The 12,608-nt window shown below is 42.5% G+C and carries 14 protein-coding genes; all 14 read left to right on the plus strand.

The genetic code is table 11. The features are described 5' to 3' along the window. Positions 1-292: 292 nt before the first annotated feature. The 14 genes from CXF81_RS03490 (at position 293) to dmpG (ending at position 12,605) form a co-directional block, all read left to right on the plus strand. Positions 293-1,411, plus strand: a complete 1,119-nt coding sequence (locus tag CXF81_RS03490) for an amidase (protein WP_101179993.1) — start codon at positions 293-295, stop codon at positions 1,409-1,411. A 15-nt stretch (positions 1,412-1,426) separates the two neighbouring features. Then, positions 1,427-2,575, plus strand: coding sequence for an acyl-CoA dehydrogenase family protein (locus CXF81_RS03495; RefSeq protein WP_101179994.1), 1,149 nt, complete (start codon positions 1,427-1,429; stop codon positions 2,573-2,575). A gap of 29 nt (positions 2,576-2,604) precedes the next feature. After that, the gene (locus CXF81_RS03500) at positions 2,605-2,964 is read left to right on the plus strand and encodes an IacB protein (RefSeq protein WP_101179995.1); all 360 of its coding nucleotides are present in this window, start codon (positions 2,605-2,607) and stop codon (positions 2,962-2,964) included. Between the two features lie 15 nt (positions 2,965-2,979). Continuing rightward, entirely contained in the window at positions 2,980-3,501 is a 522-nt protein-coding gene (locus tag CXF81_RS03505) for a nuclear transport factor 2 family protein (protein ID WP_101179996.1), read from the plus strand. Between the two features lie 8 nt (positions 3,502-3,509). Continuing rightward, positions 3,510-4,796 (plus strand): Rieske 2Fe-2S domain-containing protein, encoded by a 1,287-nt coding sequence (locus tag CXF81_RS03510; protein ID WP_101179997.1) that lies wholly within the window; start codon positions 3,510-3,512, stop codon positions 4,794-4,796. A 12-nt stretch (positions 4,797-4,808) separates the two neighbouring features. Further along, positions 4,809-5,291, plus strand: coding sequence for an aromatic-ring-hydroxylating dioxygenase subunit beta (locus tag CXF81_RS03515; RefSeq protein ID WP_101179998.1), 483 nt, complete (start codon positions 4,809-4,811; stop codon positions 5,289-5,291). An 8-nt stretch (positions 5,292-5,299) separates the two neighbouring features. Further along, positions 5,300-6,055 (plus strand): SDR family NAD(P)-dependent oxidoreductase, encoded by a 756-nt coding sequence (locus tag CXF81_RS03520; RefSeq protein ID WP_101179999.1) that lies wholly within the window; start codon positions 5,300-5,302, stop codon positions 6,053-6,055. A gap of 19 nt (positions 6,056-6,074) precedes the next feature. Next, complete coding sequence (locus CXF81_RS03525; protein WP_101180000.1) at positions 6,075-7,031, plus strand: PDR/VanB family oxidoreductase; 957 nt, start codon at positions 6,075-6,077, stop codon at positions 7,029-7,031. Between the two features lie 23 nt (positions 7,032-7,054). Next, positions 7,055-7,330: a 2Fe-2S iron-sulfur cluster-binding protein gene (locus CXF81_RS20585; protein ID WP_101180001.1), complete on the plus strand. Its 276-nt coding sequence runs from the start codon at positions 7,055-7,057 to the stop codon at positions 7,328-7,330. A gap of 83 nt (positions 7,331-7,413) precedes the next feature. After that, positions 7,414-8,337: a catechol 2,3-dioxygenase gene (locus CXF81_RS03535; RefSeq protein ID WP_101180002.1), complete on the plus strand. Its 924-nt coding sequence runs from the start codon at positions 7,414-7,416 to the stop codon at positions 8,335-8,337. A 16-nt stretch (positions 8,338-8,353) separates the two neighbouring features. Beyond that, entirely contained in the window at positions 8,354-9,814 is a 1,461-nt protein-coding gene (locus tag CXF81_RS03540) for a 2-hydroxymuconic semialdehyde dehydrogenase (protein WP_101180003.1), read from the plus strand. A 10-nt stretch (positions 9,815-9,824) separates the two neighbouring features. Beyond that, entirely contained in the window at positions 9,825-10,610 is a 786-nt protein-coding gene (dmpE, locus tag CXF81_RS03545; protein ID WP_101180004.1) for a 2-oxopent-4-enoate hydratase, read from the plus strand. A gap of 36 nt (positions 10,611-10,646) precedes the next feature. Then, positions 10,647-11,558, plus strand: a complete 912-nt coding sequence (locus CXF81_RS03550) for an acetaldehyde dehydrogenase (acetylating) (protein ID WP_101180005.1) — start codon at positions 10,647-10,649, stop codon at positions 11,556-11,558. Positions 11,559-11,573: 15 nt separating this feature from the next. After that, positions 11,574-12,605: a 4-hydroxy-2-oxovalerate aldolase gene (gene dmpG / locus CXF81_RS03555; protein ID WP_101180006.1), complete on the plus strand. Its 1,032-nt coding sequence runs from the start codon at positions 11,574-11,576 to the stop codon at positions 12,603-12,605. The last annotated feature ends 3 nt before the right edge of the window (positions 12,606-12,608 follow it).

A 12,608-nucleotide genomic window follows, 5' to 3' on the forward strand; every position in this document is an offset into this window, starting at 1 on the left:
TAAGGTCTTAATTTATTAAGTTCATTACTACTTGCTTTAATAAATCTAATGTATAAAAACGAAAATCAAAAGCATGCGTGCAAACTAAGTTATACAACGCACCAGCTTCACTTTTATTTTTAAGTTTTCAAGAGAATAAAGCTTAATGTTAATTGGGTAATTTCTTTTAAGTGTTATCGAAATACAATTGCCCTTCGAAAAAAAGCGCCTTAACTTTACAATTAACTTGATAAATCATGTAAAAGCAATTAAACTAGAATCTTAGGTAGTGGTTACTAGGTTATACGTATACATGACGATTTTTACAGAACAATTCAAATTGGGTGATGGAGATTTAATAGCGGGTGTAAAGGATAACATCGACGTTGCTGGATTCGTAACACAAGCGGGAAGTAAAGCTTTTAGGTTAAATCCTGTTGCTCAATGTCATGCTGATTTTATAAAAACGCTGTTGGATTCAAATGTAACGATTGTTGGCAAACTAACGATGCATGAGCTAGCGTTTGGAATGACTGGTGTTAATGAATATCAGGGAACGCCAATTAATAGTCTCTTCCCTGATTATATCACGGGCGGCTCGTCAAGTGGTTGTGCTGTCGCAGTTGCGCAAGGCAGCGTTGATTTTAGCATAGGGACTGATACCGGCGGCTCTATACGCGTACCGGCGGCGTGTTGCGGCGTATTTGGGCTGAAACCTACATTTGGACGCATAAGCCGTAAAGGTGTTATGCCTGAAGAGTCAAGCTTGGATTGTGTCGGTCCTTTGACTCGCTCAGCTGATACCTTAATAGAGGCCATGTGCAGATTAGACAAAAGCTTTAGCCCTATTGCGGCTCTGAAAACAATAAAACTAGCGAGTATATCGGTTGATGCGGCGCAGCCTATTCAAAACGTGGTCAATGCTGCACTAGAGAAAGACTTTATTGAGCTAACGCATATAACGCTACCAAGCTTTACTAAAGCCTTTGATGCAGCACTAAAACTGATGAATTTTGAAATGTGGCAAGCTTATGGACATTTAATAGATAGTGACATGCTTGGCGCCGATATAGTAAATAGATTACGTGCAGCCCATGGTATTCATCCAAATATTGTTTCTGAAGCTAAAGCTGTTCGTAAAACATTTAGCCATGAAGTGGATTCAGCACTAAACGATGTCGATGCACTTGCGCTGCCAACATTACCTTCTTTTCCTCTTAAGAGACAAGATGCTCTTGATGGTAAAACTGATTTGCAAATCAGCTCACTAACTCGTCCATTTAACCTATCTGGCCACCCAGCGATAACAATTCCCCTTTCTAATAGTCTCGGGAAACCTTCTGCTATCCAGATTGTTGGCGCCAAGGGAAGCGACGAAACCATTTGCTATATCGCCAAAAGAATTAGCGATGCACATAAAATTTACGCCTAGGATTGGAGAATAACTATGAATATAAATGCAGTAGATAAAAGTCTTTGGGGAGGCGAAATCAAGTTCGACAATTTGCTTGTTGACATAAGAAAACGTAGGACTGAGTTTGAAGAGCAGCGGTACATCTCGCAAGACATTATTGAAAAATTTAAAGAAATCGGTATTTACCGTTCTTTTGTTCCTGAAAGTTTTGGTGGTGGTGGTAAAACACCGAGTCAATTTTTAAAGGTAATTGAAGCTATTGCAGCAGCAGATGGCTCTGCTGGTTGGGTTGCTAGTTTTGGAATGAATCCTGCTTATCTTGCAGCTTTGCCTAAAGAAACACTAAATAAAGTATGGGGCAAATCACCTGATATTGTTTTTGCCGGAGGCGTCTTTCCGCCACAAAAGGCAGAAAAAGTCGAAGGTGGATATATAGTCAATGGTCGCTGGCAGTGGGGTAGTGGCTGCATGGGCGCGTCACTTTTAGGTGTTGGAATTATGCCTGATGATGGCACAAAGTTACCCAAAATGGCTGTTCTTCCGGCTGACAAAGTAACAATAGAACAAACATGGAAAGTGCACGGAATGGTGGGTACTGGGAGCTTTGACTTAGTGGTTAAAGATACCTTTGTACCTGAAGAATGGACTTTTTTAAGAGGGGGAGCACCTACTATTGATTCACCATTCTTTAAATATCCTGCACTATCGTTTGCTGCGCAGGTACTTTCTGTAACTGCATTGGGGGTTGCACGTGAAGCTATTAATGTAGTGGTCAATTCAGCCAAAGGGAGAAAATCTGTTACAGGTGCACCAAACTTAGGTGAACGACATTACGCTCAAATTGAAATAGCAAAGGCAGAAGCAAAATTGCGTTCTGCCCGAGCCTTCTTTTATGAAGCAACTGATGAGGTGTGGGCTGCGATTATGGAAGGTTCAGTGCCCACTCGTCACCAAATTAGTATGGTTAGATTAGCGACTACTAATGTAGCCAGAGAGTGCTCTGACGCTACTCGCATTGCATACCAATTGTCAGGCATGGAAGGGGCCTATTTAAATCATCCACTTTCTCGCTGTTTCCGTGACGCAAATTTAGTAACTCAACATGCTTTCATGGGCGAAGTCACATACCAAAATGCAGGGGCAATGATGTTTGGACATCAACCTTTCCCTGGCTATTTGTAAATATTAATTGAACATATTAAGGAAAAAAAATGACCAAATTAACGACCCATCGTGTGCTGTTTTGTATTGGTATTAATCAAAATTTTATGGATTCACCTAAAGATGTCATGAAGGATGTTTGGCAAGCATTCAGTGCCATGATGAAAGGCATTTCAGATCTACCAGGGGTAAATGTATTAGGCATCATGGACGATGATCGAATTATGGTTGGCCCTTCAGCAGCCGCGCCGTGGACAGCCTACATTATGGCCGATGTTCCCGACATTGAAACAGTCATTGCAAGTTGTGATTTCTTCCGCTCAACGCCTGTTGGTGATGGTACCTATTCTTTATGGAAATACGCGAAAGTTGAAGCACGTATAGGCCGTGAGCTGGTTGTGCCTAGTTAATTTAAGGAAATACATATGACTTCACTACTCAATTTAGAAGTATTACAAGAACGTCTGAGCGCGCTAGAAACTGAAAAGCACGTAAGCGCATGTATGAGCAATTACATGGGCCTTTGTAACGATTTAGGACCCGGCTTTGAACTTGAATCTCTCATGCAGTTGTTCACTGAAGATGCTATCTGGGAAGGCAAGGGTAAACGCTATTCTAAGACCTTTGGTCGCCATGTGGGCTTTAATGCGATTGAAGAGATGTTTGCCAAATACATTAAAGCGCCTGGTCACTTTTCGCTCAATGTACATTTGTTGAGTAATGAAGTTATAACAGTAGATGGAAATGAAGCTAAAGGAAGTTGGATTCTAATGCAACCATCGGATTTTATTGACGGTAGGTCACAGTTAAGTTGCGCTCTAATTACGGCCAAATTTAGGCTGTCGGGCAAATTTTGGCAAATTACCCACTTTAAAACCGAAAATAAGTTTAGCCGACCAATGAGCGTACCTTGGGATAACAGTGCAGCATTGCCGATACCTAAATAGGATTTAGAATGAAAACTGAAACTAAAGTAAAAAGTATAAACAGCATCGCGGACTTGGTGCTAGACGATCGTGTTCATAAGTCACTGTATTCAGATAAAAATATATTCGAAGAAGAGTTAGAAAAAATATTCAACAACACATGGGTTTGGTTAGCCCATGAAAGTGAGTTGCCAGATGCTGGTTCATACAAAACAGCCACTATCGGACGACAGCCTGTGATCGTTGTGCGCGATCGCAAGAAAAAAATTCATGTGATGCTTAACCGATGTCGTCATCGCGGGGCTACTGTGTGCGAAGGCAAAAGCGGTAAAACAAAAGCGTTTACATGCCCTTATCATGGCTGGGGATACGGGCTTGACGGAAGTTTGCGTGCAGTACCTAAGCCAGAAGAATATGAAAACATTCTTGATAAAGCAGAATTTGGTTTGATTAAGGTACGGACTGAATCATATAAAGGAATGATTTTTGCGACTTTGAAAAAAGATCTTGAGCCCTTAGATGATTTTTTAGGAGGCGCGAAAAAATGGATTGACCTTTTTGTTAAGCAGGGAGGCGGCTATCCTTTGAAAGCGTTGGGTGACCAGAGATTTAGATTTCCTGGAAACTGGAAGATTCAATTAGAAAATACAACTGACTCATATCATTTCCCTATTGTACACAAGTCATTCATCGCCTCAGTTGATGAACAAGCTGCCGAAGTATTTGATTTTTTAGATGGTGACGGTTTCGTTGAAGATCTTGGTCATGGGCACAGTGTGATGGTGATGATTCCAGAGTTGGTCGATTTAGAGGACAATCTAGACGAGCCAATTCCAGCACGTTATTCGGATTTAGCAAAGCAGTTGGCCAATGAAGGGCACTCAGATCTTGAAGTACGACGACTGGTAAGAGCGGTTGGTGGTGGTGGATTTAACTTAAATATTTTTCCCAATATAGCTTGTTCAATGGCATTTTTTAGAAATTTAGTACCCATTAGTGCTAATGAAACAGAGATCCATCATATCGCGCTTGGAGGCGAAGGTGCACCAGAAGTATTCAATCAAAAGCGGATTCGTATACACGAACATTTTCAAGGACCTATGGGCTTCGGTACTCCAGATGATGGCGAGGCATGGGAGCGTGTTCAGGCGGGTTCGATGGCTGGTTCCGATGGTTGGATAATGCTTAATCGCGGTATGTCAAAACTTTCTACTTCAGCGGATGGTAATGTCAGAGGGGCTGTATGTTCCGAGACGGGTATGCGTGCTGCTTATCAGCAATATAAAAAGTTAATGGCTACGCCAAGTGAACACTAAGGAGTCAGAGAAATGAAACTAGATACTCAATTGCTAGCCGACGTGACCGCCTTTTTGAATATCGAAGCGGATATCCTTGATAATAAGGATTACCTCCAATGGTTAGAGCTTTGGCTCGAATCAGGTTTATATATCGTTCCTGTTGACCATAATGCGACTGACTATGCAAATAGTTTGAACGTGGCTTATGACGACCACGAGATGCGGATATTACGCATAGAGCGTTTAACTAGTGGATATGCAGTTTCAACTCAATTAAGTGAAAAAACGGTGAGGACAACGTCCAGATTTCGCATCCTTGACGACGTAGACGGATTGGTGCGCGTTCGTTGTGCATATAGTCTGTATGAAAACAATAAAAACGGTATTCGCTGCTATCCAGCAAACCTGCAGTTTAAATTAGTTAGGGACGGAGACAGTTTTAAAATTGCTGAAAAAATAGTCAAAATAATGAACTCCAGTCAGTACCTAACAACTGTTAGCTACTTATTCTAGGTGCAGATATGAGAATTGATAAGACAAAAGTAGCATTGGTTACTGGGGCAGCGCAAGGATTGGGCTATGTGATCTGTGAATCGTTACTCAAAGCTGGTTATTCGGTAGTGGTCAGCGATATCGATGCTACTGCAGCCAAACAAGCGGCTCAGTGCCTTGATAATAGTGCTGAAAACGTCGAAAGTATCAAGCTTGATGTTATGAGCAAAGATGACTTCACTGCAGCACTTGCTTTTACGATCGAAACCTTCGGGCATTGTGATTTATTAGTCAATAATGCTGCGATTACACCTACTACTCCAGTGATGGAAATCATGCCTGAAGAATTTAGCCAAGTATTAGACATAAACTTAAGAGGTAATTTTCTAGGCTGCCAGGTATTTGGACAATACTTTGCAGATAAGGGTTTTGGACGGATTGTGAACCTAGCATCGCTAGCTGGACAAATGGGCGGGACTGCTTCAGGAGCGCATTATGCATCCTCAAAGGCCGGCATTATGACGCTGACCAAAATATTCGCTAGACAGTTTGCCGATGCTGGGGTAACCGTTAACGCAATAGCCCCTGGGCCTGTTGATGTGCCATCTATTAGAGAAAAGGTTCCTGCAGACAAACTCGAAAATATTATTAATAACATGATCCCCGTGAAGGCGATGAGTAACCCCACGTTTATTGGCTCTATGGTTGTGATGCTTGCTGCAGAAGAAGCTAATACCGTAACGGGTGCTACTTGGGATATTAATGGCGGAATATACATGCGTTAAGCATGGTTAGGAGATATATATGAACAATGAACTAGTTGACGTTATTGTTAAATCGCGCACAGAGCAGGGTGCTGGCGTTGCGGTAATCGAATTGGTCTCAGCAGACGGTAAACCTTTACCCCCCTTTTCTGCTGGTGCGCATATTGACGTGCATATAGGTGATGATCTTATACGTCAATATTCATTGTGTAGCGATCCAGTATCAAGCGATATATATAGAATTGGTGTGCTTCGTGATCCCAAATCAAGAGGGGGATCGGTAAAACTTCATGCAGAATTTTCCGAACAACAAATCATCAGTATTAGTTTTCCACGTAACCATTTTCCTCTTAATGAAAACGCACAAAAAAGCATACTTGCAGGCGGCGGCATCGGTATTACACCGATGATAGCAATGGCATATACGCTGTTACGGAAAAATGAAGACTTTGAACTTCATTATTGTACTCGTACCAAAGGAGCTGGCGCTTTTGAACAAGAATTAGTTGACACGTTCGGTAAGCGTGTTGTGTTTCATCATGACGATGAAGGTAAGTCACAGTTGTTTTCTCCGCAAACAACATTCAAACCTGTTGACGTGAATACACACATCTATGTCTGTGGCCCGACAGGTTTTATGGATTGGGTAATCAGTAGTGCAAGTGAAATGGGTTATTTACCTGCGCAAATTCACTCTGAGTACTTTAATGCTCAGGTAGATAAAACAGGCGAAAGTTTTGAGGTCTATTGCGAACAAAGCGATGTAACAGTGATGGTTGGAAGTGATGAAACGATAGCCAGAGCGTTACGCAAGGCTGGCATAAAAGTTAATATGTCGTGTGAAGAAGGGGTCTGCGGCACCTGTATTACCGACGTGTTGGAAGGTGAGCCAGAACACCGAGATCACTTTCTAACAGACGAAGAAAAAGCAGACAATGATCAAATGGCGCTATGTTGCTCACGCGCTAAATCCAGCCGCTTGGTCATTGACCTTTAAGGCATTGCATAAAAGAAAGAATGATGATTTATCGCATAAATATAGACGGAAAAAGTTTTAACTGCCCTGAAGGGCAGACCGTTCTTATAGCGATGACAAGAACTGGTAACACTTTCTTACCGGTAGGTTGTTGTTCTGGAGGTTGCGGAGTTTGTAAAGTAATCGTGCTTAAGGGTGACTACGAAACGAAAGTCATGAGCCGGGCAAAAGTTTCAATAGAAGAAGAGGCTAAGGGGATCGCTTTAGCGTGTCGGATTTTACCCGCGAGTGACTTAACTATATGCCGAGTTAAAGCTTAACGTAAAGCAATTAACCACAACGTCTGGTCGCCTAATGTGTTTAGTCGACCCTAACCAAAAAACAGTACTTGGGAGAGACAAAAATGCGTAAAGGTGTAATAAGACCAGGACATATTCAACTTAGAGTAATGGATATGGAAGAAGCATTAAAACATTATCGAGATCTGATCGGTTTAATTGAAGTTGATCGTGATGATAAAGGACGTGTTTATTTAAAGGGTTGGACAGAAGTAGATAAATATTCGGTAGTATTAGTTGAGTCTGACACTCCCGGTTTGGATTTTATAGGCTTCAAGGTATTGAATGAAAAAGTACTTAATGGCTTAAAAAACGACCTAATAGACTACGGTTGTGAAGTATTTGAACATGAAGCTGGAGAGCTTGATTCTTGTGGACGGCGTGTATGTTTCGTTACACCCACAGGTCATACTTTCGAATTATATGCTGAAAAAGAACAAACTGGAAAGTGGGGTTTAGCCAAAATAAACCCAGATCCTTGGCCTCTAAACTTAACGGGAATGAAAGCTGAGCGATTCGATCACTGTTTATTAATGGGTCCAAATGTGCCCGCAACAAAAATGTTATTCAGTGAGGTACTCGGTTTTGATTTATCTGAGCAAGTTGTGACACCTGACAACACGATCGCTGGTGCGTTTATGAGTTGCAGTATGAAAGCGCATGACATCGCTTTTGTTGAATGTCCTGATTTTGGAAAACTTCATCATGTATCTTTTCACTTAGAAACATGGCAAGACCTGCTCAAGGCGGCAGATTTACTTACCATGACTGAAACTAAAAAGGATATTGGTCCAACGCGTCATGGATTAACGAGCGGACAAACAGTTTACTTCTTTGACCGCTCAGGAAACCGCAATGAAGTGTTTTGTGGCGGCGATTATCATTATCCCGATCATCCCCCAGTTACCTGGAAAGCTGAAGATTTAGGTAAGGCTATTTTTTACCACGAACTGGTAATTCACCCTACATATCTAGAAGTACTAACTTAATTTATGGAGTTGTAATGTGACTGAATTCAAACACTTTATTAATGGTGTCTATTGTGGTTCCGAGAGCGGAAAAACCTTCGAAAACCGCAATCCCGTAGACAATAGTCTACTGGGTTTGGTACATGAGGGGGGCAAACCTGAAATCAACGCAGCAGTTAGTGCTGCTAAGGCAGCGTTGACGGGGCCTTGGGCTAAATTAACCCAAGCTAGTCGATTGGCGTTATTACATAAAGTTGCTGATCGTATCAATGAAAGGTTTGAAGAGTTTCTTGTGGCTGAGTGTTTAGATACTGGCAAGCCTCGATCGCTAGCGTCACATATTGATATTCCTAGAGGTGCAGCGAATTTCAAAACTCTGTCAGATACCTTAATAAATGAGGCAACCGAATCATTTAATATGGATACGCCCGACGGGACAGGTGCGTTAAATCTTGGCTATCGTAAACCGAAAGGTGTAATAGCGGTTATATCCCCTTGGAATCTGCCGCTGTTACTGATGACCTGGAAAGTAGGACCGGCGTTGGCTTGTGGTAATACTGTTGTTGTTAAGCCTTCCGAAGAAACGCCCGCAACGACCACGTTATTGGGCGAAGTAATGAATGAATGTGGTGTTCCACCAGGCGTATTCAATGTGGTACATGGTTTTGGTCAAGATTCTGCAGGAGAATATCTAACCCAGCATCCTGATGTAAATGGTATTACCTTTACAGGAGAAACCAGCACAGGCGAAGCCATCATGCGTGCTGCGTCTGTTGGCTTACGTAATATTTCGCTTGAATGTGGAGGTAAAAATCCCGCAATCGTTTTTGCTGATTGTGATATGGACAAAGCCATTGAGGGTACCATGCGTTCAGCTTTTGCCAATTGTGGGCAAGTCTGCTTAGGTACTGAACGTGTTTATGTTGAACGTCCTATTTTTGACGAATTTGTTCGTCGCCTTAAAGATAATGTCGAGGGACTTAAGATAGGGGTACCCGACGACGACGGCGTTAACATGGGGCCCTTAGTTAGCTTAGAACATAAAGACAAAGTTCTTAGTTATTATAAGTTGGCGGTAGACGAAGGTGCGAATGTCATACTTGGAGGCGGTGTGCCTGATATGGGTGATGCGTTAAACCAAGGAGCATGGATTGAACCTACAATTTGGACTGGATTGAACGAAAACTCTCGAACGGTAAAAGAGGAGATTTTTGGCCCCTGTTGTCACATACAAGTTTTTGATACTGAACATGAAGTTATTGACATGGCTAATGCAACCGTTTACGGCTTAGCCGCAGCGGTATGGACTGAAACTACGTCTAAAGCTATTCGTGTTTCTCAACAATTAGATGTGGGGATTGTATGGGTCAACTCTTGGTTTTTGCGAGATTTACGCACGGCTTTTGGCGGAGCAAAGCAGTCGGGGATCGGTCGTGAAGGTGGCCTTCATTCCCTTGAGTTTTATACCGAACTAAAAAACATATGTATTAAAATGTAGAGAATTAACTATGAATGACGAAATTATAAAAAAATGTGGTGAACAGCTATACAAGGCTTTACGCACGCGCCAGTGCATTAAACCACTGACAGAAACATACCCTGAAATAACGATCGATGACGCTTATAAAGTGTCACAATATTTAAATAAGTTACGTCTTGCGGATGGCGAACGAGTTATTGGTAAAAAAATTGGCGTGACCTCAAAAGCGGTTATGGACATGTTGAAAGTTGGACAGCCGGATTTCGGTTTTTTAACAGACAAAATGGTCTTTAGTGAAGGCGGAGATGTGCCTATTACTGGCCAATTAATTCAGCCCAAAGCCGAGGGTGAAGTCGCCTTTATCTTAAAGCAGGATCTATTAGGCCCTGGCGTAACGGCTGCTGATGTATTGGCTGCCACAGACTTCGTTATGGCAGCAATTGAGGTGGTCGATTCCCGTATCGAGGATTGGAGAATAAAAATTCAGGATACGATAGCAGACAATGCATCTTGCGGTGTGTTTGTACTTGGAGATCGTGCGGTTAACCCGCGTGACGTAGACCTTGCTACTTGTGGAATGGTGGTAGAAAAAAATGGCGCCATTATATCAACCGGGGCAGGTGCAGCGGCATTAAATAGTCCAGTGAATTGTGTAGTTTGGCTGGCAAACACCCTAGGTAAATATGGTATTGCCTTAAAAGCGGGTGAAGTCATAATGTCAGGCTCGCTTGTCCCATTGGAACCGGTAAAAGCCGGGGACTCCATGCGTGTCTCTATTGGCGGAATTGGCAGTGTTTCGGCACGGTTCGTATAACCGAGCGTTTTCAAATGACTATAGGTAAATTAAATTATGAACAATAAATTAAAAGCCGCCATCATCGGGCCGGGTAATATCGGTACCGACTTGTTAATGAAAATGAAGCGCTCAGAGTGGATTGAACCAGTTTGGATGGTAGGAATAGATGAAACCTCAGAAGGTTTAAAACGCGCCAGAGAAATGGGTGTTAAAACCTGCTCAACTGGCGTCGATGGGGTGTTAGCACATATTATAGCTGACGATATTCGTATCGCTTTTGACGCTACATCTGCATACATACACGCAGAAAATAGCCGCAAACTAAATGCACTAGGTGTGCTCATGATTGATTTAACACCAGCAGCAATTGGACCATTTTGTATTCCGCCAGTGAACTTAAAAGAACATGTTAAAAAGCTAGAGATGAACGTGAATATGGTTACCTGTGGCGGTCAAGCGACCATTCCCATTGTTGCCGCGGTATCACAAATACAAGATGTCGCATATGGTGAAATCATTGCTACTGTTTCGTCTAAATCAGCAGGACCGGGGACTCGTAAAAACATTGATGAGTTTACACGTACAACTGCAAATGCCGTTGAAGAAATTGGCGGGGCTGACAAAGGCAAAGCCATTATTATCATCAACCCAGCGGAGCCTCCTTTAATGATGCGAGATACTGTGCATTGTTTGACTAAAGATAAGCCTGATGAAAAAGCGATCACTGAATCGATTCTTAACATGGTTAAGGAAGTGCAGAAGTACGTTCCTGGTTATCGGATTAAGAATGGCCCGGTATTTGATGGCAATCGAGTTTCAGTTTTTTTAGAAGTAGAAGGGCTTGGCGATTTTCTGCCTAAGTACTCAGGTAACTTAGATATCATGACAGCCGCGGCCTTACGAACAGCTGAAATGTTTGCTGAAGAGTCGGCATCTGGCAGTCTTCAATTGCCATCGCGCGCTTAAAAGGAGAATCACAAAATGAATTTATCTGGAAAAAGAGTGATTTTACATGACATGAGTCTTAGAGATGGCATGCATGCCAAGCAACATCAAATCAGTATTGATCAAATGGTTTCTATAGCACAGGGACTAGACCAAGCTGGTATTCCTTTAATTGAGGTAACACATGGGGATGGATTAGGCGGTTCTTCTGTGAACTATGGTTTTCCCGCTCATTCTGATGAAGACTATTTAAACGCTGTAATCCCAAACATGAAACAAGCCAAAGTGTCTGCTTTACTTATTCCCGGTATTGGGACGGTAGATCATCTGCGCATGGCAAAAGATTTAGGTGTATCTACTATACGCGTAGCGACTCACTGTACCGAAGCTGATGTGGCTGAACAACATATAGGCTTAGCTCGCAAACTTAACATGGATACGGTGGGGTTTTTGATGATGGCTCACATGACCTCTGCATCAACCATACTTGAACAAGCTAAGAAAATGGTTAGCTATGGCGCGAACTGTGTTTATTGCACTGATTCAGCTGGCTATATGTTACCCACTGAAGTAACACAGAAGATTGGCTTATTGCGCCGTGAACTGCCAAAGGATGTTGAAATTGGTTTTCATGGTCATCACAACATGGGCATGGCTATTGCAAACTCTCTGGCCGCCATTGAAGCCGGCGCGTCTCGCATAGATGGCTCTGTTGCCGGTTTAGGTGCTGGCGCAGGCAATACACCATTGGAAGTGTTCGTTGCCGTATTAGAGCGTATGAACGTAAAAAGTGACGTAGATTTATTCAGCATCATGGATGTAGCAGAAGATCTTGTTGTGCCCATGATGGATCATCCAATTAGGGTCGACCGCGAAGCTTTAACGTTAGGCTACGCTGGCGTTTACAGCTCATTCTTACTATTCGCCCAACGTGCAGCAAAAAAGTATGGTGTATCAGCCAGAGACATTTTAGTGGAGCTTGGCAGACTTGGGACCGTTGGTGGTCAAGAAGACATGATTGAAGATGTAGCTATAACGTTAAGCAAGCAACTAGCAGCAAATAAATAGGAT

Source organism: Glaciecola sp. 33A, assembly GCF_002836745.1.
Lineage (GTDB): Bacteria > Pseudomonadota > Gammaproteobacteria > Enterobacterales > Alteromonadaceae > Glaciecola.

What these genes read in the sequence shown, in the direction of transcription:
- CXF81_RS03490 (WP_101179993.1), top strand. Translation starts at nt 293, where the DNA reads ATGACGATTTTTACAGAACAATTCAAATTGGGTGATGGAGATTTAATA.
- CXF81_RS03495 (WP_101179994.1), top strand. Translation starts at nt 1,427, where the DNA reads ATGAATATAAATGCAGTAGATAAAAGTCTTTGGGGAGGCGAAATCAAG.
- CXF81_RS03500 (WP_101179995.1), top strand. Translation starts at nt 2,605, where the DNA reads ATGACCAAATTAACGACCCATCGTGTGCTGTTTTGTATTGGTATTAAT.
- CXF81_RS03505 (WP_101179996.1), top strand. Translation starts at nt 2,980, where the DNA reads ATGACTTCACTACTCAATTTAGAAGTATTACAAGAACGTCTGAGCGCG.
- CXF81_RS03510 (WP_101179997.1), top strand. Translation starts at nt 3,510, where the DNA reads ATGAAAACTGAAACTAAAGTAAAAAGTATAAACAGCATCGCGGACTTG.
- CXF81_RS03515 (WP_101179998.1), top strand. Translation starts at nt 4,809, where the DNA reads ATGAAACTAGATACTCAATTGCTAGCCGACGTGACCGCCTTTTTGAAT.
- CXF81_RS03520 (WP_101179999.1), top strand. Translation starts at nt 5,300, where the DNA reads ATGAGAATTGATAAGACAAAAGTAGCATTGGTTACTGGGGCAGCGCAA.
- CXF81_RS03525 (WP_101180000.1), top strand. Translation starts at nt 6,075, where the DNA reads ATGAACAATGAACTAGTTGACGTTATTGTTAAATCGCGCACAGAGCAG.
- CXF81_RS20585 (WP_101180001.1), top strand. Translation starts at nt 7,055, where the DNA reads ATGATTTATCGCATAAATATAGACGGAAAAAGTTTTAACTGCCCTGAA.
- CXF81_RS03535 (WP_101180002.1), top strand. Translation starts at nt 7,414, where the DNA reads ATGCGTAAAGGTGTAATAAGACCAGGACATATTCAACTTAGAGTAATG.
- dmpE (WP_101180004.1), top strand. Translation starts at nt 9,825, where the DNA reads ATGAATGACGAAATTATAAAAAAATGTGGTGAACAGCTATACAAGGCT.
- CXF81_RS03550 (WP_101180005.1), top strand. Translation starts at nt 10,647, where the DNA reads ATGAACAATAAATTAAAAGCCGCCATCATCGGGCCGGGTAATATCGGT.
- dmpG (WP_101180006.1), top strand. Translation starts at nt 11,574, where the DNA reads ATGAATTTATCTGGAAAAAGAGTGATTTTACATGACATGAGTCTTAGA.